The 25,001-nt window shown below is 38.8% G+C and carries 22 protein-coding genes; 16 read left to right on the top strand and 6 right to left on the bottom strand.

From position 1 onward, the window contains the following. Positions 1–29: 29 nt before the first annotated feature. The 6 genes from TOL5_RS14170 (at position 30) to TOL5_RS14145 (ending at position 6,383) form a co-directional block, all read left to right on the top strand. Complete coding sequence (locus tag TOL5_RS14170; protein ID WP_009584892.1) at positions 30–1,442, top strand: amino acid permease; 1,413 nt, start codon at positions 30–32, stop codon at positions 1,440–1,442. 51 nt (positions 1,443–1,493) lie between these two features. Further along, on the top strand, positions 1,494–2,699 hold the full coding sequence (hutI, locus tag TOL5_RS14165) for an imidazolonepropionase (protein WP_151780794.1): 1,206 nt from the start codon (positions 1,494–1,496) through the stop codon (positions 2,697–2,699). Positions 2,700–2,732: 33 nt separating this feature from the next. Next, positions 2,733–3,653, top strand: coding sequence for a formimidoylglutamase (hutG, locus tag TOL5_RS14160; RefSeq protein WP_151780793.1), 921 nt, complete (start codon positions 2,733–2,735; stop codon positions 3,651–3,653). A gap of 37 nt (positions 3,654–3,690) precedes the next feature. Next, on the top strand, positions 3,691–4,962 hold the full coding sequence (locus tag TOL5_RS14155) for a Glu/Leu/Phe/Val family dehydrogenase (RefSeq protein ID WP_042090244.1): 1,272 nt from the start codon (positions 3,691–3,693) through the stop codon (positions 4,960–4,962). A gap of 325 nt (positions 4,963–5,287) precedes the next feature. Continuing rightward, positions 5,288–5,746 (top strand): lysozyme inhibitor LprI family protein, encoded by a 459-nt coding sequence (locus TOL5_RS14150; protein ID WP_151780791.1) that lies wholly within the window; start codon positions 5,288–5,290, stop codon positions 5,744–5,746. Between the two features lie 121 nt (positions 5,747–5,867). Then, the gene (locus tag TOL5_RS14145) at positions 5,868–6,383 is read left to right on the top strand and encodes a hypothetical protein (protein WP_009584909.1); all 516 of its coding nucleotides are present in this window, start codon (positions 5,868–5,870) and stop codon (positions 6,381–6,383) included. 111 nt (positions 6,384–6,494) lie between these two features. Here the strand turns inward: TOL5_RS14145 and TOL5_RS14140 are convergent, their stop codons facing one another. After that, positions 6,495–7,130, bottom strand: coding sequence for a TetR/AcrR family transcriptional regulator (locus tag TOL5_RS14140; protein WP_058968432.1), 636 nt, complete (start codon positions 7,128–7,130; stop codon positions 6,495–6,497). Between the two features lie 109 nt (positions 7,131–7,239). Between TOL5_RS14140 and TOL5_RS14135 the strand changes: the two genes are divergently transcribed. Beyond that, positions 7,240–8,742 carry a flavin-containing monooxygenase gene (locus TOL5_RS14135; RefSeq protein WP_151780790.1) on the top strand — a complete coding sequence of 501 codons (1,503 nt, stop codon included), beginning with the start codon at positions 7,240–7,242 and terminating at the stop codon, positions 8,740–8,742. A gap of 80 nt (positions 8,743–8,822) precedes the next feature. Continuing rightward, entirely contained in the window at positions 8,823–9,659 is an 837-nt protein-coding gene (locus TOL5_RS14130; RefSeq protein ID WP_121774762.1) for an SDR family oxidoreductase, read from the top strand. Positions 9,660–10,008: 349 nt separating this feature from the next. On the opposite strand, the gene TOL5_RS14125 is transcribed toward TOL5_RS14130, so the two are convergent. Next, positions 10,009–10,632, bottom strand: coding sequence for a LysE family translocator (locus TOL5_RS14125; RefSeq protein ID WP_042090236.1), 624 nt, complete (start codon positions 10,630–10,632; stop codon positions 10,009–10,011). A gap of 22 nt (positions 10,633–10,654) precedes the next feature. Beyond that, positions 10,655–11,230 carry a PilZ domain-containing protein gene (locus tag TOL5_RS14120; RefSeq protein WP_005029975.1) on the bottom strand — a complete coding sequence of 192 codons (576 nt, stop codon included), beginning with the start codon at positions 11,228–11,230 and terminating at the stop codon, positions 10,655–10,657. A gap of 22 nt (positions 11,231–11,252) precedes the next feature. On the opposite strand from TOL5_RS14120, the gene TOL5_RS14115 reads away from it, so the two are divergent. The 3 genes from TOL5_RS14115 (at position 11,253) to TOL5_RS14105 (ending at position 15,750) form a co-directional block, all read left to right on the top strand. Then, a complete protein-coding gene (locus TOL5_RS14115; protein ID WP_004831465.1) occupies positions 11,253–12,488 on the top strand; it encodes a lipoprotein-releasing ABC transporter permease subunit in 1,236 nt (411 codons plus the stop codon). Further along, the gene (lolD, locus tag TOL5_RS14110; RefSeq protein ID WP_004831464.1) at positions 12,481–13,176 is read left to right on the top strand and encodes a lipoprotein-releasing ABC transporter ATP-binding protein LolD; all 696 of its coding nucleotides are present in this window, start codon (positions 12,481–12,483) and stop codon (positions 13,174–13,176) included. The genes TOL5_RS14115 and lolD overlap by 8 nt, the downstream gene beginning before the upstream one ends. A 117-nt stretch (positions 13,177–13,293) precedes the next feature. After that, complete coding sequence (locus TOL5_RS14105) at positions 13,294–15,750, top strand: DNA internalization-related competence protein ComEC/Rec2 (RefSeq protein WP_221260411.1); 2,457 nt, start codon at positions 13,294–13,296, stop codon at positions 15,748–15,750. Here TOL5_RS14105 and TOL5_RS14100 read toward each other — a convergent pair. Then, positions 15,721–16,680 carry a lysophospholipid acyltransferase family protein gene (locus TOL5_RS14100; protein ID WP_221260410.1) on the bottom strand — a complete coding sequence of 320 codons (960 nt, stop codon included), beginning with the start codon at positions 16,678–16,680 and terminating at the stop codon, positions 15,721–15,723. The two genes, TOL5_RS14105 and TOL5_RS14100, sit on opposite strands and share 30 nt — an antisense overlap. 195 nt (positions 16,681–16,875) lie before the next feature. Between TOL5_RS14100 and sppA the strand changes: the two genes are divergently transcribed. Both sppA and TOL5_RS14090 read left to right on the top strand, forming a co-directional pair. Then, entirely contained in the window at positions 16,876–17,907 is a 1,032-nt protein-coding gene (gene sppA, locus TOL5_RS14095) for a signal peptide peptidase SppA (protein WP_004831461.1), read from the top strand. Between the two features lie 380 nt (positions 17,908–18,287). Then, complete coding sequence (locus TOL5_RS14090; RefSeq protein ID WP_042090280.1) at positions 18,288–19,085, top strand: alpha/beta hydrolase; 798 nt, start codon at positions 18,288–18,290, stop codon at positions 19,083–19,085. 154 nt (positions 19,086–19,239) lie between these two features. Here TOL5_RS14090 and purN read toward each other — a convergent pair whose 3' ends face one another. Both purN and purM read right to left on the bottom strand, forming a co-directional pair. Then, a complete protein-coding gene (gene purN, locus TOL5_RS14085; RefSeq protein ID WP_005029963.1) occupies positions 19,240–19,872 on the bottom strand; it encodes a phosphoribosylglycinamide formyltransferase in 633 nt (210 codons plus the stop codon). An 8-nt stretch (positions 19,873–19,880) separates the two neighbouring features. Next, the gene (purM, locus tag TOL5_RS14080) at positions 19,881–20,951 is read right to left on the bottom strand and encodes a phosphoribosylformylglycinamidine cyclo-ligase (protein ID WP_004831458.1); all 1,071 of its coding nucleotides are present in this window, start codon (positions 20,949–20,951) and stop codon (positions 19,881–19,883) included. 135 nt (positions 20,952–21,086) lie between these two features. On the opposite strand from purM, the gene cxpE reads away from it, so the two are divergent. The 3 genes from cxpE (at position 21,087) to rbtA (ending at position 24,997) form a co-directional block, all read left to right on the top strand. Beyond that, positions 21,087–22,289, top strand: a complete 1,203-nt coding sequence (gene cxpE / locus TOL5_RS14075) for a chloramphenicol efflux transporter CxpE (protein ID WP_004831457.1) — start codon at positions 21,087–21,089, stop codon at positions 22,287–22,289. Between the two features lie 15 nt (positions 22,290–22,304). Then, positions 22,305–23,012 (top strand): DnaA regulatory inactivator Hda, encoded by a 708-nt coding sequence (hda, locus tag TOL5_RS14070; RefSeq protein WP_004831456.1) that lies wholly within the window; start codon positions 22,305–22,307, stop codon positions 23,010–23,012. Between the two features lie 176 nt (positions 23,013–23,188). Beyond that, the gene (rbtA, locus tag TOL5_RS14065) at positions 23,189–24,997 is read left to right on the top strand and encodes a rhombotarget A (RefSeq protein ID WP_151780786.1); all 1,809 of its coding nucleotides are present in this window, start codon (positions 23,189–23,191) and stop codon (positions 24,995–24,997) included. Positions 24,998–25,001 lie beyond the last annotated feature (4 nt).

Here is a 25,001-nt window from a genome sequence, read left to right as displayed (position 1 = left end):
CTAAATTTCCTCAAGGATTGGAGATTATAATGTCACAGCACTCCACATTACAGCGGGGGTTAAACACCCGTCATATCCGTTTTTTAGCATTAGGTTCAGCCATTGGAACTGGATTGTTCTACGGGTCTGCAACAGCCATTAAAATGGCTGGTCCATCAGTACTGCTTGCATATATGGTTGCCGGGATTGCGATCTATATCGTGATGCGAGCATTGGGTGAGATGGCAGTACATAATCCAGTATCTGGTTCATTTAGTGAATATGCATCTAATTATATTGGTCCGCTTGCAGGATTTACCACAGGTTGGACCTATGTCTTTGAGATGATCATTGTTGCTTTGGCAGATGTCACTGCATTTGGCATCTATATGGGATTTTGGTATCCCGATGTACCACGTTGGATCTGGATTCTGTCACTGATCATGTTTTTAGGTGCAATTAATCTGATACATGTCAAAGTTTTTGGTGAGCTTGAGTTTTGGTTATCCATCGTTAAAGTCAGTGCAATTGTTGCCATGATTCTTGGTGGTTTTGGTCTGATGTTCTATGGTTTTCATGCTGAACATAGCGGTTTTACCACAGGTATCCAAAATCTATGGATTCATGAGGGGTTTATGCCTAATGGCATCGCAGGATTAATCGCCTGTTTATCTGTAGTGGTGTTTGCATTTGGTGGTATTGAAATCATTGGAATTACGGCGGGTGAATCTGAAGATCCTAAAAAATCGATTCCACGTGCAATCAATGCTGTCCCAGTACGTATCTTATTATTTTATGTTTTAACTATTTTTGTATTGATGTCAATTTTTCCATGGAATCAAATTGGCAGCAAAGGCAGCCCATTTGTCCAAATCTTTGAAAATCTAGGGATTCAATCAGCAGCAACGATTTTAAATATAGTGGTGATTACTGCTGCGATTTCTGCAATCAACAGTGATGTGTTTGGTGCAGGTCGTATGCTGTTTGGCATGTCAAATCGGGGTCAAGCACCTCAGGTTTTTCAAAAAATTTCCAAAAATGGTGTGCCTTGGATGACGGTTGTGGTGATGGCAGGGGTATTGCTGGTTGGTGTGGTACTGAACTATATGATTCCCGAAAATGTCTTCATCATCATTGCGTCGATTGCAACCTTTGCAACGGTTTGGGTGTGGTTGATGATCTTACTTTCTCAAGTTGCAATGCGTCGCAAGTTATCTAAAGCAGAAATTAAAGCTCTAGATTTTCCAGTGATTGGTTGGCCATATGCACCTGCATTTGCGATTGTATTCATGGTCTTCATTTTACTGATGATGGGGTATTTTCCAGACTCCAGACCCGCGATCTATGTCGGTGCAAGTTGGCTGTTGATTCTTTGGGTTGCTTACACGATCTGGGTAAAGCCAAAGCGAAATAATGCCAAAGAAAAATCAAACTTAGCACAAAACATTGAAATGGAAAGCTAATACTGGAACTGCCTATACATGGCATTGCATAGGCAGTATGAGGAAATGTGAATGAAAAAACTTTGGACGAACTGTCATATCGCTACCATGCAAAATGGGCATTATTCCATAATTGAAAATGCTGCAATCGTGACTTTAGGACCACATATCTACTGGATTGGTCCTCAAAAGAATCTTCCTGCAGATGATTATGCTGAGACAATTGATCTCAATGCTGCATGGGTAACCCCTGGTCTGATTGACTGCCATACACATAGTGTCTTTGGGGGGAATCGCAGCGTTGAGTTTGAAAAACGTTTGCAAGGGATAAGTTATGCAGAAATAGCCGCCAGCGGTGGTGGAATTGCCAGTACGGTTCGTGCCACGCGGGAAGCAAGTGAAGCACAGCTTTTAAATACAGCCTTGAAACGAGTTCAGTGTTTGCTCAAAGATGGCGTAACCACGATTGAAATTAAATCAGGTTATGGTCTGGACTATCAAAATGAACGAAAAATGCTTCGCGTTATTCGTCAAATCGCGGATGCTTTGCCAATGACAGTACGTAGTACTTGTTTGGCTGCGCATGCCTTAGCTCCAGAGTATCAGGGGCGAAGTGATGCTTATATTGAGTACATTTGCAATGAGATGTTGCCGAAATTAGCGCAGGAAGGTTTGGTTGATGCCGTCGATGCCTTTTGTGAGCATTTGGCATTTTCACCTGCTCAAGTTGAGCGTGTTTTTAAAACTGCACAGCAGTTAAATCTTCCTGTGAAATTACATGCTGAACAGCTTTCATCTTTGGGTGGTTCAAGCCTTGCTGCACGTTACCACGCACTTTCTGCTGATCATTTGGAGTTTATGACCGAAGATGATGCCAAAGCGATGGCCGCTTCGGGAACTGTTGCAGTGCTCTTGCCTGGCGCATTTTATTTTCTGAGAGAAACCCAGTATCCACCATTAGATAGCTTGCATAAACATGGTGTGCGTATTGCACTATCGAGTGATTTAAATCCAGGAACTTCTCCAACACTGTCCCTACGTTTAATGGTGAATATGGGCAGTACTTTATTTCGATTGACACCTGAACAAACTTTGGCGGCTGTCACCATCAATGCTGCTTTTGCACTCGGTTTGCAAGATACACACGGCAGTTTAGAGCAAGGTAAGTTCGCCGATTTTATAGCTTGGGATATTGAGCATCCCTCTGAAATTGTTTACTGGCTGGGTGGTGATTTATCTAAGCGGATTATTCGACATGGCACAGAAGTTTCATTTTAGCCCTAAGCACACTTTCACAGAGTTGTATTTATTATGAAGCATTCATTTATATGGCAAGGACGCAACGATGGTGAGGGTGAAGCACATTTGCGTATCCATCAAGTGATCAATACTCAAGCTGATGCATCTTATGCCTTGATTGGCTTTGGTTCAGATGAAGGTGTGAAGCGCAATAAAGGTCGTTTGGGTGCGGCAGATGCGCCTGATGCAATACGTGCCCAATTGGCAAATTTACCCGTACATCAAGCGCTTTCAATCGCGGATTTAGGCACAGTAATGTGTGTAGATGGTGATCTTGAAAAGGCACAGGCGGAATTGGCTGATCAGGTTGAAGTTTGTCTTTCCTCTGGAAGCCAACCCATCGTTTTAGGTGGTGGGCATGAAGTGGCATTTGGAAGTTTTTCTGGATTATTTCAATATGTACAGAAGCATCAACCCAATCAAACAATTGGCATTATCAACTTTGATGCACATTTTGATTTGCGTGAAGCTGAACATGTAAGCTCGGGAACACCTTTTTTAAATGCTGCCCATTTATTAGCACAATATCAGCAAGAATTTCATTATTTATGTATTGGTGTTGCCAAACATGCAAATACTCAAGTGTTGTTTGAAACAGCAGATCGTTTGAATTGTCGCTATATTTATGATCAAGCATTACGAGAAAGCAATTTGGATGCAATCACACTGAAAATAAATCAATTTATTGAAAAGGTTGATGTGCTTTATGTCACGGTTGATTTAGATGTCTTTAGTGCCAGTATCGCACCAGGTGTGAGTGCTCCTGCGGTGAAAGGAATTGATTTATCAGTATTTGATCCTTTATTTCAAGCCATTAAAAATTCTAGAAAAATTAAAGTTTTTGATGTGGCTGAGTGTAATCCAAAATTTGATTTGGACAACAGAACTGCCAAATTAGCGGCTTATATTATTTTTAATTATCTTTTTGATTGATGCCTGAACACAACGCATTAAAAGGACAAAACAATACATGTCGAATTTATCTTATATTGCTCAAAATCATGGTCCATGGTCGACTTATCTTGAACAAATCGAACGGGTGACGCCTTATTTAGAACATCTCAAGGGCTATATTGATACATTAAAACGTCCCAAACGCGCGTTGATTGTTGATGTACCAATCGTGATGGATGATGGAACGATTCAGCATTTTGAGGGGTACCGTGTACAACATAATTTGTCACGTGGACCGGGAAAAGGGGGGATTCGCTATCATCCAGATGTCGACTTAAATGAAGTTATGGCACTTTCAGCATGGATGACCATTAAAACTGCGGTGTTAAATCTACCTTTTGGTGGTGCTAAAGGTGGTGTTCGAGTCGACCCACGCCAACTTTCTCCGCGTGAGTTAGAACGTTTAACTCGACGTTATACCAGTGAGATCAGTCATATTATTGGTCCACAAAAAGATATTCCAGCACCTGATGTAGGTACTAACCCCAATGTAATGGGCTGGATTATGGATACCTATTCATCTGGACAGGGACATACTGTCACAGGCGTTGTGACAGGTAAGCCGATTCATTTGGGCGGATCTTTAGGTCGTATTAAAGCTACAGGTCGTGGTGTCTTTGTCACTGGTCGAGAGGTCGCTGAAAAAATTAAGCTGCCACTCAAAGGTGCAAAAGTTGCAGTACAAGGCTTTGGTAATGTGGGTAGTGAAGCAGCTTATCTTTTTGCAGAATCACAATCACTTATCGTGGCAATCCAAGATCATACTGGAACCATTTTTAACCCAGAAGGTATTGATTTAGAAAGTTTAAAAAAACATTTGGAAACTCACCAAGGGGTCGCAGATTTTACCGATAGCCAGTTAATTGCAGATGAGGACTTTTGGGATGTCGAGATGGATATTTTAATTCCTGCTGCATTGGAAGGACAAATCACAGTTGAGCGAGCACAGAAATTAACAGCAAAATTAGTTTTAGAAGGTGCAAATGGTCCAACTTATCCAGAAGCAGATGATATTTTAATTCAGCGTGGTGTGACGGTTGTACCTGATGTGATTTGTAATGCTGGTGGTGTCACCGTCAGTTATTTCGAATGGGTACAAGATATGTCGAGCTATTTTTGGTCTGAGGAAGAAATTAACCAACGTTTGGATAAGTTAATGGTTCAGGCGATTAATGATGTATGGCATACCTCAAATGAAAAAATATGTAGTTTAAGAACGGCAGCATTTATTTTGGGTTGTGAACGGATCTTAAAAGCACGTATGGAACGTGGTATTTTCCCTGGCTAATCATGTTCACAATCAAAAAGAACTTTTATGTATTTACATGGAAGTTCTTTTTTTGAAGAAGATAAAGCCAGCAGGAATAGTCTTAATGCCCCTAAATTATTGAACTGATGGGTTAGACACAACGCATTTTTGAGGCTGCAAATTATCCAAATCATCGCAAAAAATATTGAGCTAAGATTCAATTTTTTTAATTTTATTGAATGCCGATTCCCTTAATTATAGTTTAAATTTCACATGAATTAAAATTTAGCGTATAAATAAACCAATCTATGAACAATACATTTAAATGTCTTCAATAAAATTTTTAGATCAATGAGTGAATTGTATGAACAATATCTTTTCAAAATGGCTATATATTTGGGGATTTGTGAGTTTATCTAGTGTTGCAACTGCGTTATCGGCTAGACCGACATTACAATACTCAAAAACATATGATGAATGTACGTATGCTGCTAAATCAGCAACCAACAAGCAAAAATGTATCAGTGCAGAGTACCAACGTCAGAATCAAAGGTTAAAAAATGCTGAGCAAAAACTGTCGGTAACACTTACAGCCAATGAACAAAAAAGATTGTTAGATGCACAAAAAGAGTGGCAAGCAATTCATACCTTTAAAGATAATCAGTGTAATCAGACTGCATTTGATGATGAAAATGCGCCAACGACATCTAGTAAAAAAATGACTGGTTTAGACTGTGATCAGCAATTTCTTGAACGAGTGACTGAACGAGCGATTGAATTAGAGCAAGGTAAGGTGAGAGCTGAATATTATTTAGATCCATAAAATTGAGCTTCTGACTTTTAAATTTTATCTAAAAACGAAGCAATATTTTGTGAAAATCCATTGGATGATCTTGAATACAGATCAATAAAGTAAAATCAAAAGCGAATAAAAGGAAATTCTTATGTGGATAAAACAACAAACGCTAAACCATGTTCCTCAACAGTTACTGAGTCGATTGAAACCCAATCTGATCGGTCTTTTGGCTGCATTGACATTGGGGTTGTCACTCAGTGGTTGTGTAACTACACCGAATCCAGTAAAACAAGCTGCTGATAAATTGGTTGGGCAACATGTAAACAAAGCGATTGATATTTTTGGTTCACCGACTTACCGAGTTCCTGCCAGCAAATTAGGCGGTTCAGCAATGTGGGAAAATTCTATAGTTTCTCAACATGTGGTACAACAGTTTGTGCAAACTGGCTCTGAATATGCAGGTCAGCGAGTTGTTGGACAAACTGGAGGGCAAGGTGTTGTGGGTGCGATTTATGAAAACCAATATCGACCTACTGGATACTATCAAAACGCTGTACAAGAGCGTGCACAATATTTATGCAATATTACGGCATTAACTGGTCCAGGTGACATCATTACCAATATTATGGTGATTGGCTGTAAACAGACTAAAGATGGTTTATGAGCTTCAAATACTGACTGAGGACAGTGATCTGACAGCAACATTCAATGATGGCGCGCTGTCAGACTTGTTTCAAGCAATGTCTAAATTGGACATATTTTTTAATATTGCTATTCAGGACGTCTTAGCAACACCTCCGATAATTAAATCAATAATTGAATTTCCATAATTTTCTAAACCAATTAAGTCATCAGGATTGGCTAAAAAGCGTAAGGCACCATTCATGATCATACCGATGATGTTATGTCCTGTATTTTCACAATCTAAATTTTCTCTAAAAAAGCCCTGTTCCACACCATGTTCAAGATAATCAGCTGTAAGCATGCCAGCCATGTGCATTAAATTTTGAATAAACTGTGTCATTTCAGCATCAATCGATGTTGCTTCGAGCAATACTAGTTTTAAGGTGAGTGGGTTTTCTTGAGCAAAAGCCCTTAAACGTTCAGAAATACGCTGACACTGTTCCCGATATTCCTCAATATTTTTTACAGCTTGAGGCGCATTCTCACCAGTCAACAACGCCATGATTTTTTGCATCGTGTCTGAAATGACATGCTGGAGAATATCGCGCTTATTTTCAAAATGACGATAAAAGGTCCCATGTCCAATACCGAGCCGTTTAGCAATGTCTGAAATGGCTGTTTGATGATAGCCGCGTTCAGAAAATTCTAAAAAAGCAGCTTCTAAAATTTCTGCTTGTAACTGTAATCGTTGCCGTTCAGCACGGCTTAAACTGAATTGTTCACGCATAGGCAAAAACTACCAAATAATCTTTTAAATTGTTAAACAATAGAAATTGACAAGCCATTCCGTTTTTGACATTTTATTCCAGTCGATCACATTCTAAGCGATTTTTAATATGGAACAAAAGAAAAATAATGCAAAGGATCAAATCTTTTATCGAGTGATTATCGTCGGTGGTGGTTTTGCGGGTCTGGGTGCAGCGATCAAATTGAAAGAAGCGGGCATTGAAGATTTTATCTTGTTGGAAAAAGCGGCAGAAATGGGCGGTGTATGGCGAGAAAACACTTATCCAGGCTGTGCTTGTGATGTTCCTTCGGCATTGTATTCTTATTCGTTTGAACAAAACCCTGCTTGGTCTCGAGTTTTTGCTCAACAAAAGGAAATTAAACAGTATTTGTTTGATGTCGTAGATAAATACAAGATCATGCCTCATGTACACTTAAATCGTGAGGCACTTGAAGCACAATGGTCGGATGCAGAAGATTGTTGGATCATCCAAACCAATCAAGGTGAATTGAGATCACAATTTGCTATTCTTGCTTGTGGTCCTATGCATGAACCTGTATTACCAAATGTCAAAGGGATTGAACATTTTAAAGGCGAGATTTTCCATTCTTCACAGTGGCGTCACGATATTGATTTAACAGGAAAACGAGTTGCTGTAATTGGAACAGGGGCATCTGCACTACAGTTTGTACCGCAAATACAGCCGATGGTGCAACAATTAACGGTGTTTCAACGAACTGCACAATGGGTATTGCCAAAATCTGATATGCCTTTACTGGCTCCAGTACGTGCCATGTTTAAGTTATTGCCGATGACGCAACAACTCATGCGTGGATCTGTGTATGGAATTTTTGAAACCATTAATGGTGGAATTCAAAGTCCAGCAGCCATGAAGCAATTTCAAAAACTAGCACGATGGCATTTGAACTATCATATTAAAAATCCGCAATTACGCCAGAAGCTCACTCCTGATTTTATCATTGGCTGTAAGCGTATTTTACAATCCAACAATTGGTATCCAGCATTGGCACAAGACAATGTAGAGGTCATTGCCAGTGGTTTAACTAAAATTAAAGGCAATACTTTAATTGCTTCAAATGGTGAAAGTTGTGAAGCAGATGTAATCATTCTTGGAACAGGCTTTGAAATTGCTGAACCACCGATTGCCAAACGGGTATATAACCGTTTTGGACAACGGATGTCGGATGTTTGGCAAGGTAGTCCGGAAGGTTATATGGGAACAATGGTAGAAAACTGCCCGAATGGTTTTTTAATGTTTGGACCGAATATCGCGGTGAGTTCTTCTGCTTTTATCATTATTGAAGCGCAATTGGGCTATATCATAGATGCTTTAAAGCAGGCGATCCGTTTGGGGATTCAAACCATCGAGCCTCATCCAGAAAAGACCAAAATGTTCAATGAGGAAGTTCAAGCTGCATTACAAACCACAGTCTGGAATAAAGGTGGATGTCAAAGCTATTTCATTGATCGAAATGGTCGTAACAGTACAGTCTGGCCATGGACCACATTTAAGCTGCGTGAAAAAATGAAACGTTTTAATCTCCGAGAATATCGTGTTGATTATAAACCAGAGACAAAATCAGCATCATGATTTTTTACAAGATCAAGATATAGCGTGCTAATTCACTAAAATAAGCAACTTAAGTTGCTGATAAGATAAAGGACAAATCCATGTTTAAAAAACAACAATTAAAAGGCAAAGTGATTGCGATTACAGGTGCAGCACGTGGTATAGGTTTGGCTACAGCAGAAGCTTTGATCGCACTGGGTGCAAAAGTCAGTATTGGTGATCTTGATTTGGCACTTGCTGAAAAAGAGGCAAAACGTATTGGTGCTAAAGCTTTTCAAGTTGATGTACGAGATCGCACATCATTTGCCCAATTCATTGACAACACGATTCAACATTACGGCAGTTTATATTCATTGGTGAATAATGCGGGCATTATGCCAATGGGGGCATTTATTGATGAAGATCCAGCAATGGCAGATGCGCAAATTGATATTAATTTTCGTGGTGTAGTCATTGGAATGCAATTGGCACTGCCTGAACTGATCAAACAACAACAAGGTCATATTGTTAATATTGCGTCACTTGCAGGGCGTTTTGCCTTACCGGGTTCAGCTATTTATTCTGGAACCAAATTTGCGGTGATTGGTTTGACTGAAGCAGTTGCAGGCGAGTTTCGTGATTCAGATATTCAATTTACTGCAATTCTTCCCAGTAAGGTGCTGACTGAACTAACCTTGGGAACTGAAAATGCGGCAAAAACGATCCCAGCCGTGAGCCCACAGCAAGTTGCCAATGCTGTCGTAAGTGCTTTAATTAAGCCACGTTTATTCATTGCAGTTCCTGATTATTTACAAACTGTGCATGGCGCTTATGGTTTATTGCCCCAATGGTTACAAAGAGGGGCACGCCGTGTTTTAGGTGATGATGGAATACTGACTAAACTTGACCATTCTGCACATTCGAGTTATGCCAAACGAATTCATAAGTTAGCCAAATAAGTGTTTTAACTTAAGTGATTCATTTATTTTTGCAGTTTTGAATCATTGGTGGTCTTTGTATCTTGAGTTGACATGGATGTCGCCATCTTGAGCGTGAGTGTATGAGCCAAAACAAAACACTAATTTGTTTGTAGCGTAAGAGTGCGCTTAAATAAAACAGTGCTTGTACAAAGTGAGGTATTACTTACGCAAATCTATTTAAACTTTAGGTATAAAGTGTGTCAATGAAAGCTTTATATCATTAAGCAATAGCTTCATCGCATTGTATTTATTTGATCAAGAAAAATTATATTCTACCTTATAAGTTTTCAATAGCTTGACTCTAGTATCTTGTGACTATTTAACAGTTTTACTTTTTTGAACTCAGGATGATTTGTGTGGCTAAGCCAAAAAACACAGTTCCCATAAACCATTTCTGTGCTTTTAACCAAAGTACATGGCGATTTAGAAATTGTGTAAATGAACTGGCTGAGAAAATAAAAAAGGCATTGGTGAGTAAGCTTACAGTAATCTGTACAAAACCTAATTTCAAGGTCTGTACAAGTACAGCACCTTCATGCGGTTGGATAAATTGAGGAAGTAAAGCCAAATACATCATGGCAATTTTAGGATTCAGTATATTGGTCAGAAAACCCATTAAAAACAGTTTTGAATTGGAATAAGACTGCACATGGTGCATTTCAAAGGGCGATTGTGGTGAGCTGATGGCTTTCCAACCCAAATAGACCAGATAAATTGCGCCTACTATTTTTAATACGTCATAGGCAAGTGGAATCGTCATCAACAGGGCAGTAATTCCAAACGCTGCACAAAACATATAGAACACAAAACCAAGGGCAGTACCTGCTAAGGAAACCAAACCTGCTGTACGACCCTGACACAATGATCTTGAAATAAGATAAATCATATTTGGACCTGGCGTGAGTGCCATACCCAAAGCAATGAGTGAAAACGCAAATAATGAGGTATCCATATTCAAATCTCGATTTTAAAGATTAATCACTGGATGAAATCGTATTTTGTTGAATACATTCAGCAAGTTTGACTTTATCTTGCGGATGTAAGGTAATGAAATAAGCACCTACACGATACTGTTCATTTTCAACGGTTTCCGAATATGCAATTTGTGCTGTGGCAGCAATATGAAAGAAATTTTCAGGGTGACTTAAGGTCACATGAATATAACTGCCCTGTTTAAGATATTGCTGACTAATAAAACTAAAGCCACTTTCTGAAAAATTCACGTTTTGTGGCGTTGGTAACATGGTTTGTACAATAGAATCGTAAAGAGACCCTGTAATAAGGTTTAACTTTTGGTTGAATAAGGATAAGATTCGAGCAATTTGTTGATCTTTTTCATTTAATTGTTCTAATTCGTAGTGAAGTGCATGATCAAATTGATCTAATTCTGCAAGTAGTAGAAAATAGCGCGGTAATACAAAATTAGGATCATATGGATCGTTCAGCGCAACTTCTTCAGAAATGATTTGATAGTTGATTCTCAATGCAGCATCAATTCGAGACATGACACGACGTTCAATCATTTCATTTTGCTGCTGTAACGCTTCCATAAAACACCTCGGACTAGATGGTATGTTTAAACCAATCTCGCTGTATATAGGGTTGAGATACACTCGCGCGCGGCGTAGTAATCACTTTATTTCTTTTATCGCTCTGGTTTCCATGATCGGTCTAACCCTAGGGGTTGCTGTACTGATTACAGTTTTATCTGTTATGAATGGTTTTGACCGAGAGCTTAAGAACCGTGTCTTAGGTATGATACCTCAAGCTACTGTTTCTTCAACACAAATTTTAACAGACTGGCCAGTTCTTGCGAAAAAAATTGAAAAACATCAACACGTGACTGGTGTTGCGCCATTTACCCAATTACAAGGCATGCTCACTGCTCAGGGGCAAGTTGCAGGCATCATGGTGACTGGGATTGAACCACAGTATGAGAAAAAGGTTTCAATTATTCAAAATCATATGGTGGAAGGCAGCATAGATCAACTGAAAAAAGGTGAATATGGCATTGTTTTAGGTAAACAAATGACAGATGCACTTGGTTTAAGTCTGAATGACAATGTCACCTTGGTTTTACCTGAAGCAACACCCTCTCCAGCAGGCGTTGTTCCGCGTTTTAAGCGTTTTAAAATTGTAGGAATTTTTAGTATTGGTGCAGAGGTTGATTCTAGCTTGGGTTACATCGCATTAAATGATGCTTCGACTTTGCTACGTCTTCCAGATGGTGCGCAAGGGATTCGAATGAAGCTTGATGATATTTTCCAAGCACCTCAAGTTGCCAATGAAATTGTGCGTGATTTGCCAAGTGGTTTTTATGCTTCTGACTGGACGTATACACATGGGAATTTGTTTAGTGCAATTCAAATGGAAAAGGCAATGGTCAGTTTATTGCTCTTTCTGATTGTCTTGGTGGCTGCATTCAATATCGTTTCTTCATTGGTGATGGTGGTGACTGATAAGAAATCTGATATTGCGATTCTTAGAACACTGGGGGCTTCACCAGCAACTATTACTCGAATTTTTATGGTTCAGGGAACAGTGATTGGTGTTGTTGGTACAGTTACTGGCGCAATTTTAGGGGTAATCTCAGCTTTAGGTATTAGTAATTTTATCGGTTGGCTTAATACAGCATTTGGCTTACATCTTTTTGATGCTTACTTCATTAACTATTTACCATCATATTTAAGATGGCAAGATGTTGTGATTATTGTGACGCTATCACTGGGTCTAAGCTTTATTGCCACTATTTATCCAGCATTGCGTGCTGCCAAAATTCAACCTGCGGAGGCGCTTCGTTATGAATAGTGCAGTACAACCCGTGGTACTCGAAGCGGAAAATATTTATAGATCGTTTACAGATGGGAAATCACATGTAGATGTGATTAAAGACTTGTCCCTACAGGTCCATCAAGGTGAATTTGTTTCTATCGTTGGTTCAAGTGGTTCTGGTAAAAGTACCTTATTGCATATTTTAGGGGGCTTAGATCGTCCAACTCAGGGCATGGTCAACCTCAATGGCAAACGTTTTGACAACTTAGGTGAAGCCGAGCGTGGTTTTCTGCGCAACGAAAACTTAGGTTTTGTTTATCAATTTCATCATTTATTGCCAGAATTTACTGCGCTTGAAAATGTTGCGATGCCGTTGATGTTAAGAAAGGATGCCGAGTTTAAACAGGTCAAAGCTCGCGCTGAGTATTTGCTTGAAAGGGTTGGGCTATCACACCGATTAACGCATCAACCTGGGGAGCTATCCGGTGGTGAACGTCAACGTGTGGCTTTGGCGCGTGCCTTGGTGACCCAGCCGAAGTTGATGCTTGCGGACGAGCCAACAGGTAATCTTGATCGAAAAACAGCAAAATCTATTTTTGAGTTACTGCGTGATTTACGTGAGGAATTCAATATGGCAATGTTAATCGTGACCCATGATGAGCAATTGGCAAAATCTGCAGATCGTATTTTGCATATGCAAGATGGTATCTGGGTAGGTGAATAAAGCTTTTAGTCATTTTCATGATTGAATCTTAAGTGTATATTGATCATCCATGATTAAGTTCAAAAATTGGGCTTAATCAACACCAACATACTGAAAACAATAAAATCGAACAATTATATGTCTCTATATTGCCTCTTGATCGGATGGATATTGGGTGTTTCATTGATGGGATATCCGTTGCCGCAACATATTAATCTGTTACTTTGTTTAGGTATCGGAGCAAATCTTCTGCTGATTGTAAGTCATTATTTCAACTATAAAATCATTACCTCTGTATATTTTAAGCTTCTTCAAACAGCTTTAATCACTTTAGTCAGTGGTTTACTCGGCTGGCATTATGCAGATAGCGCATTGTCGCAGCGACTGACGTTAAGAGATACACCACACCATCAAATTGATCAAATTATCTATATTGCTCATATCAATAAAGTTAGACAGAAAACGTCGACATCTAGCGAAAAATTTTCAAATACTGCTACGATTCAACAAAAAGTTCAGCTTTTAGCACCTAAACAGACCACACAACTCATACTATATGCCAATCCATCCCAAGCAGAGCTTTTACAACTAGGGCAGTACTATCGGGTGACTGGACAAATTAAGCCCATCCACGGCTATGCAGTAGACGGCACATTCGATAAAGAAAAATGGAGTATTCAAGAAAATATTTTGGGTATATTGCAACCCAAGTCAATTGATCTCATTGATTCTGATGAGGTTAAACAGATGGGGTATGCTGCATTTGTTGACCATCAACACACATGGTGGAAACAAGCACAATTGAAAATCGAAAAATTAAGATTTGATTTTAGGAACTTAATTGCTCATTCGTCTTTACAGCATCAAGGATTATTACTAGCACTATTAACAGGTGATGAAAGTTTATTACCCAGTGCGACCCAAGATTTATTTAAAAAAATGGGAATTTCCCATCTATTGGCAATCTCGGGTCCTCATGTATTGATTTTTGCGACACTTTTTTGCTTTTTATTCAATGTGGTCATCAAGCAACTTTTCCCTGCTATCTTTTTAAAAGTGCCACGACCGTATTTACTGGTTTACCCATTTTTAATCTGTGTGGTGTTTTATACCGCTTTTGTCGGTTTTGAAATTCCAGCACTTCGAACCATGTTGACGATCATCATTTTAAGTTTGATCATTTTGTTAAAACAAAAAATTCAACCGCTTAAACATCTATTGTTGGCTGCCAGCATTTTATTATTGTTTGATCCTTTTAGCATTCTTTCAGCAGCATTTGTCTTGTCTTTTGGAACATGTTTTATTTTGATTCGAATTTATCAAACGATTCAGCAACAAGATCAACAACAGATTGATACATGGAAAACACAAAGCAAACGTTTTATTTATCTCTTGATCGAATCCCAATGGAAAATTTTTATTGCACTCATGCCATTGGTTTTATGGGTCTTTCAACAATTCTCTTGGCTTGCACCTCTGAGTAATTTGATTGCAATTCCAATGATGGCGTTGATTGTACCTGTTGAAATAATCGCAGCCTCTTTGAGTTTTTTTTCTGAGTCTCTTGGATTATGGATATTTCAGTTTTCTGATCTGCTTCTTTCGATTTTGGTCACAGTATTAGAACTATTCGATCAATCTTTAGGGGGAGAGTTGAGCTGGTGGGCATTGAGCCAACTCGAGATTTTATGTATCGCATTTGCCATCTTTATTGTGTTTCTTCCTCAAGGAACAGTTCCTAAATTTTGGGCTTTGTTATGCTTAAGCCCATTATTTTTACCTCAACAAAGCGCTTCAATTTTTCAGTTGAATGTTCTAGATGTTGGACAGGGACAGGCCGTGCTTATCAGATTACCCCAACATAACATGCTGATTGATACTGGCGGTTCATGGGATGAAACTCAATTGAGCATCGGGCAACAGGTGATGTTACCTTATCTGATGGGACAAGGGGTTAGCCAGCTTGATCAAGTGATTTTAACGCATCTAGATCGAGATCATAGTGGGGCATTTACACAGATTGCAAAGCAGATCAAGATTGATAAAGTTTTTTCCAATGAACAGCATGAAGGTTTTAAACCGTACTCATTTGAATATTGTCAGCAAGGACAAGTCTTGCAATATGGTGAGATTCGTATTTCGATATTATCACCTGCCCAGAATAAACTCAGTCAGGTGGCATATAATAAAAATGAACAGTCCTGTGTGGTCTATATTCAAGTACCACAATCAAAGTCCTTTAAAAACTTTTTGCTGATGGGTGATGCAGGTTGGGAAACTGAATTTAATTTATTACAACAATATCCTGAGTTAAACGTAGATGTGCTTGTATTGGGACATCATGGTAGTCAGAACAGTTCCTCTTATGCCTTTTTAAAACAACTACAGCCTAAGCTTGCTATCGTATCGGCAGGATACAACAATCGTTATGGTCACCCTCATCCGATCGTATTAAAACGTCTGGCTCATTTGAATATTCCACTAAAATCTACTAGTCAACAGGGCACTATTCAAATTGATCTTGATCGCCATGGAGAAATGAAAATAAACAGTTTTCGTGACAGACTAAAATGGCTGGGCAGGGCTGAAAGTTGAGCCATTGCGGATGAGCTTTGTCATTTCCATTGCTTCTTTATTTGGAACATTATAAATCTGTTTAAGCAGTGGATGGGCCTTAAAGCGTTTATAACTCCAATGATAATGTTCGGGATATCGGCAAATAAGCTGTTCCAATAATTGATAAATCATTCGTGTGCCTTGGTTGGCATCGACTTGATAGATTTCTTCATCAATAGGTTGAATGACCATGTCAAAACCTTGATTGTCATTTCTGATGGCATATAAGAACAGTGCTTCGGCTTTGGTTTTTTGAATCAATTTAGCACTTAAATTGCTTGAAGAAAGAGGAATACCAAAGTACTCAATCAGTTCACCTCCCTGATGAGGGGTATGATCAGGCAGAATTACGGTTGTTCCACCTTGTTTCAAGGCTCTAAAAATTTGACGCACACCTGATTCATCCGTGGGTACAAGGGTAGCATTTTCACGACTTCGTGCAGCACGTACAAAATTATCGGCACTGACATCTTTGATCGGTTCATACATGATGGTCATTTGAGTGTATTGTGCAAACCAAGCATTCATAACTTCCCAAGTTCCAAAATGCGGCACGATTAGCACTAAGCCTTTACCTGCTGCAATGGCATCATGAAAATAATGTTCACCTTGTATATGATGAATACGATCAATATTTTTTTGATTTGATCCACCCCAAACGGTAAAAAACTCCATATAAGACTGTAATTCATTGCGAATGGCGTGTTCTGTAATTCTTTCGCGTTGCGCTTTGTCTAATTCTGGAAAGCATATTTCGACATTGAGACGAATAATTTCAGATGTCTTGGTGATACGTAACAAATTCACTAATCCAGCTAAAATTCGGGCAATAAAACGAGCCACAGGAATAGGAAGCTGGCTGAAGAAATTGAGCAATCGCGTGGTTATGGTTTTATGTTTATCAGTCATCTGGATCAAGAATTTATTACTGAGGTGAATAGGGTAAACTTGGTTTTAGCAGGCTTTTGCAAGCCACTACACTATATCAATAAGCCCTAATTTTAAGATTTAGCGAAATATTATAAGTTAAATCGTAATGATTAAATAGATTATACGGATTCCGTGTATATAATGAAGCATGAATAATTAATTTGGATGGTATAAATGTCCGATTGGCCACCTAAACCTCAAAATGACAATACAAATTTAAACTCGAATGTAGGTCAGCAACCTACAGGGCAGGAATGGAAGATCTTAGAAAAAGCAGTTCTTGCCTCTGTAGAGGAACAGCGCCGTAGTCGACGTTGGGGAATTTTCTTCAAAATTCTGACTTTTCTTTACATTCTCTTTGTTTTGGTTGCATTAGTAAAAAGTTGTTCTTTATCCAGTGCGGATGATGCTTCAATGACCTCTGAAAATCATTTAGGCGTGGTCAATATTGTGGGCACAATTGACTCAAGTAGTCAGGGTGTTAATAGTACTGATACGATCAAATCGTTAAAGAAAGCATTTGAAGCAAAATCAGCAAAAGCTGTGGTATTGAATGTGAACTCACCTGGTGGTTCTCCTGTTCAATCTGATGATATTTGGCAGGAAATTCAGTATCTTAAAAAGCAGAATCCTGATAAAAAAGTCTATGCCGTGATTGGTGATATGGGGGCTTCAGGTGCTTACTATATTGCTTCTGCTGCTGATGAAATTTGGGTAAATCCATCAAGTTTGGTTGGCTCTATTGGTGTCATTATGCCTAACTATGGGGTCAGTGGTTTAGCGCAGAAGTTAGGCGTTGAAGATCGTACGATGACGTCTGGTAATAATAAAGACATTCTGAGTATGACCAAGCCAATTAATCCTGAACAACGTGCACATATTCAAGCATTATTAGACAATGTCCATGATCATTTTATTGATGCTGTGAAACAAGGTCGTGGTGCTAAGTTAAAGTCGCAAGACCCTGCAATTTTTTCTGGCTTATTCTGGACAGGTGAGCAAGCAATCAAACTCGGCATCGCCGATAAAGCCGGCAATATTGAAAGTTTAAAACGTGAGTTAAAAGTCAAAAAAACAGTGAATTACACAGTTGAACGGAGTCCATTTGATTCGATTATCGGACGTATGGGTTCAGAAATGGGGCATGGTCTCGGTGAGGCAATCAACCAAAAACTGGGTACCAACCAAGATGTTAAAATGCAATAGTTTTAAACACTTGATATGTAAAGCGTGATCTGTGATTGATCACGCTTTACAGCATGAAAACCATACTATAAAAAGCCAATTTTTCGTGTTTATACAAATTTAATGCGATCAGAGAAAAACCAACTATGTTTGATCAATAGTTAAAAATATACAAATATTGAATAGACCCTCAATAATCAACACCACCAGTTAATGAAAGAAAATTAAGCAAAATCAAAGTTCTCCTATCTTTATTTATTATCAGTAGATTCAAACTGAATTCAAAAGAATAATCTAAGCAGTCTAAAAAAGTGTTTAACGCAAGCCAAGTTATCCTATACAGTGTTTTCAATTGCCTAGATTTTTGAATGTAAAAGGAACACATGACTCGCTTATCTCAGATGAAACCTGTTATTCACTTTGCTCATGCCAACGGTGTACCTTCAAAGGTATATACAAAACTGTTTGATTTGTTAAAAGATCAATATGATGTCATTTATGTCTCTTTACTGGGAACTGATCAACGTTATCCGATCGATAACAATTGGTCTAACTTTGCTGATCAAGTGATTGATAGCATTGTGCAACAATCCAATGGTCGTAAAGTCATTGGGCTAGGGCATTCTTTAGGCTCTGTTGCGACATTTTTAGCTTCGTTTAAGCGCCCAGATTTATTTGAGCAAGCGATTTTGCTAGATCCCCCTTTAATTATGGGGAAAGCCTCTTTATTTTTTAATCTTGCAAAAACTTTTTTTCCAAAAAAAGTCGATCAAATTACCCCAGCGCATTTAAGCTTACGTCGACGAGATCATTGGGAATCACGTCAACAAGCAGCAGAGCTACTGAGACCCAAAGGTTTTTATCAGCATTTTGATGGAGATTGTTTTCAAGCATATATTGATCATGCCTTAACGGAAGATCATGTACGAGGTGGAGTCACTTTAACCATTCCTAAAGATGTGGAAGTTGCAATTTTTAGAAGTGGTCCATCTTATTGGTGGTTGCCGCATCCACAACCGCAAATACCTGTAGATTTGGTGATTGGTTCAGAGAGTCCATTTTTAAAACGTAAATTTCCTCAAATCGTGAAAAAGAAATTTAATATTCCTTTTACAGTCACATCAGGGGGACATATGTTTCCTTTGGAGCATCCAGTTGAAACAGTTGAACTCGTCAAGCAATTGATACGAAAAAAATAATTGCTTTAAGGGGATATAGATTTTTCTGTAGACAGACGATTACATGCGTATTGAATTTGTTTTGGAAATTTATAATTTTGAATTGAATGATGTTGAGCAATAAAAAATGCATCCTAAGATGCATTTTTGGAGCATATTTCAACCTAAAAGTTGTTTAAAACTGACAGAACTGAATTGGTTTTTCAAGCATTTGCCCTTTATATAACACTTGACCATTATCCAAATGTTGAAGGGTGCCATTACAGATCCACTCAACGGCTTGAGGATAAATTAAATGTTCAAGAACATGTACACGTGCTGCAAGAGATTGTACATTGTCATGCAAATCAACTTTTAAAATGCCTTGTGTTAACGCCTGACCTGCATCCAATTCAGCGGTGACATAATGCACAGTACAACCATGCCACACATCCCCAGTTTTTAAAACACGTTCATGGGTATGCATACCTTTATAGTTTGGTAAGAGAGAAGGGTGGATATTCACCATTTTACCTTGCCAAGCATTTACAAATGGAGCACTCAAAATGCGCATAAAACCCGCGAGAATGACCAAATCAACATCCCAATCTTTTAATTGCTGATGCATAACATCATCAAATGTTTCACGATTAGGATAATTTTTATGTTCAATTACACGAGTCGCAATACCTGCTTTTGTCGCGCGCTCTAAAGCATATGCTTCAGGTTTATTGGAAATTACCCCGACAATTTGCCCTGAAAGATTGGCATCAATCAAGGCTTGTAGATTACTTCCACTGCCTGAAACAAGTACAGCAATTTTAATCATGCGAAAACTTAGGCAAAAATGACACGAATTTTTTCGTCAGCGCCTTCAACAGAAGCTGGATTTTCCTGAATATGACCAATTTTCCAAGCTTTTTCGCCTTGAGCGGTCAACACTTCAATGGTTTTATCTGCATCATTCGCATCAACGGCAATCACCATGCCCACGCCACAGTTGAAAGTGCGGTACATCTCAAATTGTTCAACACCACCTTCACGTTGTAAAAGTTTGAACAGTTCAGGCCATTCCCATGAAGACTCATTGATTACAGCCTGAGCACCGTTTGGAAGTACACGTGGTAAGTTACCCGGTAAGCCACCACCGGTAATATGAGCCATGGCATGTACATCAACTTGCTTGCAAAGTTCAAGAACTGGCTTAACATAAATACGCGTTGGTTCCATTGCAACATCTGCAAGTGGGCGACCATCAATGATTTGTGTTAAATCAACGTTTTTCACATCCAGAATTTTACGAAGCAAAGAGTAACCATTTGAGTGCGCACCAGAAGATGCTAAACCAATCAAAACGTCACCCGCTTTAACTTTAGAGCCATCAATAATTTTGCTTGCTTCAACAACACCTACAGAAAAACCTGCAAGATCATAGTCTTCGCCTTCATACATTCCTGGCATTTCAGCAGTTTCACCGCCGACTAAAGCACAGCCTGCAAGTTCACAGCCTTGACCAATACCAGTCACTACATTTGCAGCAACATCAACATTGAGATGACCTGTTGCATAATAATCAAGGAAGAATAAAGGTTCTGCACCACACACTAAAAGGTCGTTTACACACATTGCAACCAAGTCTTGACCAATTGTGTCATGACGGTTTAAGTTTAATGCTAAACGTAGTTTTGTACCGACACCATCTGTACCTGATACAAGAACTGGTTCTTCATAACCTTTAGGAATTTTGCAAAGTGCACCGAAGCCGCCTAAACCACCCATTACTTCAGGGCGTGTTGTGCGTTTAGCGACTGATTTGATTCGATCGACAAGTGCGTCGCCCGCTTCAATATCGACACCAGCGTCTTTATAGCTTAAACCAGTGTTTGGGGTAGAAGTTGAGTTGCTCATAATTGAAGTCTCCGCATTCGCGCGAGGATTATACCTGAATATACGAAACTCTTATGTTATTTATGCGCCAAAATGTTATCTTTATTAAAATATTTTACTCTCAATAATGATTAAATTTGAAAAAGGCGTGATTCGATGCATGATCGGACTTTAAAACGAATTTTTATTCTTGCTGCAATCGCTTTTGTTCTATGGATTTTGTACTTACTGAAACCAGTCGTGATTCCATTTGTCGCTGCATTTCTGGTCGCTTATCTGTTTAGCCCAGTAGTTGAAAAGCTGACTAAATTTTTACCACGCTGGCTGTCTATTTCAGTGGTATTTATCGGAATAGGTGTATTGCTGACTTGGGCAATTTGGTTTGTGGTGCCTTTGGTTTGGAAACAATTAATCTATGCGCGCGACAGTATTCCTGCTGGAATTCATTGGGTGAATGCGACTTTTTTACCGTGGTTATCCAATAATTTTAATGTAGAGCACATGGAGCTTGATACAGACCAGATTTCTAAAGTGGTCATGGACTATGTACAAACCAACTATAGTGCAGACAGTATTCAATCGATGGCGTTAAAAATCGCGCAGTCTGGATTAAGTTTTATTTCGATTGGCGGTACGATTGTTTTAATTCCAATTATCGCATTTTATTTCTTGCTCGATTGGAACCGCATGTTAGAAAGCATGAAGGGATTTATTCCGCGCCAATATGAAAACAGCGTTCTAAACATCGTTGCTGAATGTCATAGTGTTTTGGGAGCTTTTGTCAAAGGTCAATTTTTAGTCATGGTCTTGTTGGGCATCGTATATGCCGTTGGCTTACAGTTGGTTGGATTGGAAGTCGGATTGATTATTGGGATGATTGCAGGTCTATGCAGCATTATTCCGTATTTGGGTTTTGGTGTAGGTATTATTGCCGCCATTATTGCCTGTTTCTTCCAATTTGGTCTTGATGTAAAACATTTATTGATGGTTTTAGCGGTATTTGGTGTTGGGCAATTGATCGAAGGATACATTCTGCAACCTTTCCTTCTTGGAGATAAAATTGGTTTATCACCAGTCGCTGTGGTTTTTGCGGTACTTGCTGGTGCGCAATTAGGCGGCTTTGTTGGGATGTTGATTGCGCTTCCTGTTGCTGCGGTGATCGTCGTTTTACTGAAACATCTCAAAGAGTTATATCAACGCAGTCAATTCTATAAGTCAGAAAGTACACTGGTCACCATACAAAATACTGGAAGTTCTGAGACAATTTCCGTTGAAAGCGATCAAGTTGATCTTGATATTGAAGTAAAAAACACGCAAGATACTGATGAATCGATTAAAACTGATCAAAATCCACTTTAGGAATGATTTGAATATATGCGTCAATTACAGTTGGATATAGAACCACAACTGGATGCCAGAATTAGTGATTTTTCTGGACCGGGTTGGGGACCTGTAATTGATGCTGTGCGTCAGCTTCATGCGGGCTTGATGAATCGTTTCTATATCTATGGTGGTGCTGGAACTGGAAAAAGCCATTTACTCTCTGCAATTTGTGATTCTTATTTAGAAATTGGTAAGTCTGCAATAAAAGTATCTTTACTGGAGTTGTTGGACGCTCCCATAGAAGCAATTACTTCCCTTGAAAGTTATGATCTGGTTGCCTTAGATGATATTGAGGCGATCAGTGGTGTGCCACATTGGCAAAAAGCAGTTTTCCATTTAATCAATAATAATAATGAAGATGGCGGGCAGTTGGTATTCTCATCGAGATTTGCGCCGATTGAATTAAAGCTCGAACTTCCTGATTTACAATCACGTTTAACCCAAGCAGTAAGTGTAAAAGTACCGAGTGGGCAGTCTTATGCAGATCGTCATGCATTATTACATTCTGTTCTGGAACGTCGGGGTGTACATTTTGACCCGCAAATAACGGAATATTTGCTATTACATGGACCACATCAAACGAGTACACTACTGCAATCTGTTGATCAACTAGAAAAATTATTGAAGGGTGAGAAAACTAAATTATCTCATGCGACACTAAGACAACTCTATGCATTGATTGATGAGTATAGACAATAATTATTTGTATTTTATAGTGATTTTTGATCTATATTTAATCTGATATGTGATCGACAGCGTATAAATAAAAATTCTTGAGAATTTTTATTAGCTGTGACAAAGTACGCAAAAAGGACTGATAGCAAAGCATTATGCTGGCTAATAAGAAATAATTAAAAGAAATCAAGGAGACTATAATGCTCAAACGGGGCATAGGCTTAGGATTATTATGTATTACTGGTCATGCATTCAGTGCAAATATTACTGTCACTACAACAGATGATATTGTAAAAGCAGACGATCAGTGTTCATTAAGGGAAGCAGTTGAATACGTCAATCAGGGCATGCCTGAAGTTGGCTATAACGGATGTGGTGGTAAAGATGCAACAGCAAAAATCATGTTGCAGGCAAATAAAGAATATTCACTGAATAGCCAAATACGTATTTTAAAAGATGTGGCATTTGGCTCCGATTATCAAACCAATGTTAATGATACTGAGTCTATTGTTGGACGAAGAAATGCCATCATTAAAATGGTAGGTAAAGACCGTTTATTTCGAATTGAAAAAGCAATTGATCCAAACGCAACCACTCCTCCTGCAATGCTTAGTGTTGCTTTTGATGAGATCACTTTAAAAGGATGCGGGCAGTCGAATTGTGCGGATCAAGGTGGTTTGATTTATAACAAAGAATCGTTGGGTATCAGTAACGGTCAGCTTTTAGATGGTTCTGCCCGACAAGGTGGCGCAATTTATAATGCGGGTATATATAGCGCAAATACCGCGCTCAGTTCTGTGGTATTGTCAAAAACTTTAATTAAAGGCAATAAGGCAGCAGAGGGAGGCGTCATTTATACTGAACTGCCATCATTTGTTATTTCTCAATCATTGATTCGAGACAATGAAACAAGCAACAGTAGCAGTTCAAATTTTGAAACACAAAATCAATTTTCAGAAGATGCATTAAAAGCGATAGGTGCTTCTGTTTTGTTTGGAGTCGTAAACAGCACGATTTTTAACAATAAAGGCTATGTGATTAAAATTTATGATGCGATGCAAGTTAATAACATCACCATGATTTTAAATAGTATGGGGTTGATTGTGAATGCACCGCAGAAGAAGGGTTATGTTGCCAATAGTATTATTGCGCAAAATGGTGCACAAGATTGTACTGTGGTGGCTGGTGGAGAAGCTGAGCAAATCAGTAATAACCTCTACTCATCAGGCTGCGCTGGATTTAAATCGACTGCAATGGGTAATGCTCAACTGATTGCAGGCGCAACAACTGAAGGTAAATGTGACTATAGTAGCAATGGTATTTTGTGTCCTTTTGCAGAGTCTCCTACGATTGCCTTAGGATATTTTTTACCAAGAATTTTACCGAGCTATAATTCAGCAGAAGACTCGTTGATTATTAATCATGGACCTGCAGCACAAGATAAAATATTGTCATGCTCAGCAACTGACCAGCGTGGCAAGAATAGAGACATAAATGCTGAATTGTGTGATCGTGGTTCAGTTGAATTGGTGATTGACACGAGTAATATCTCTCTCGTTGGACAAGACATTCTGTATGGTGAAAAAGCTAAATTTTCCATTGCTGATCATTTGCAAGATGGGGAGTTGGTGAGCCCTGAAAAATGTAAACAGATCTTCAATCGAGATGTGGATGACAATGGTAAACCATGGCAAATCGGTTGTCTTAAAACAGTGCAAACCAATACACCTTCTAAGGGTAGCTTAGTGATTGATCAAGCGGGTGATCTGGTTTATACCCCGAATGGGAATTGGCAAGGTTCAGATGAATTTAAAATTAGTATAGTGACATCGACAACAAGTTTTAATAAATCAGATAACCCTTATATCACGATACCTGCACGAGTTGTACAAAGAAAACCTGATGATTTTAAAGATTATAAAGTCAAAACATCTGGCGGAAGTTTAGGGTTTTTCTCTATCGTAGGTCTTATTGGATTAGCTGGTTATAGACGTTTAAAAAATAAGTAAGGGA

The organism is Acinetobacter sp. Tol 5 (assembly GCF_019702905.1).
GTDB classification, from domain to species: domain Bacteria; phylum Pseudomonadota; class Gammaproteobacteria; order Pseudomonadales; family Moraxellaceae; genus Acinetobacter; species Acinetobacter bereziniae.
The sequence above is the reverse complement of the archived record's forward strand: the minus strand, read 5'-3'. Positions and strand labels throughout refer to the sequence as shown.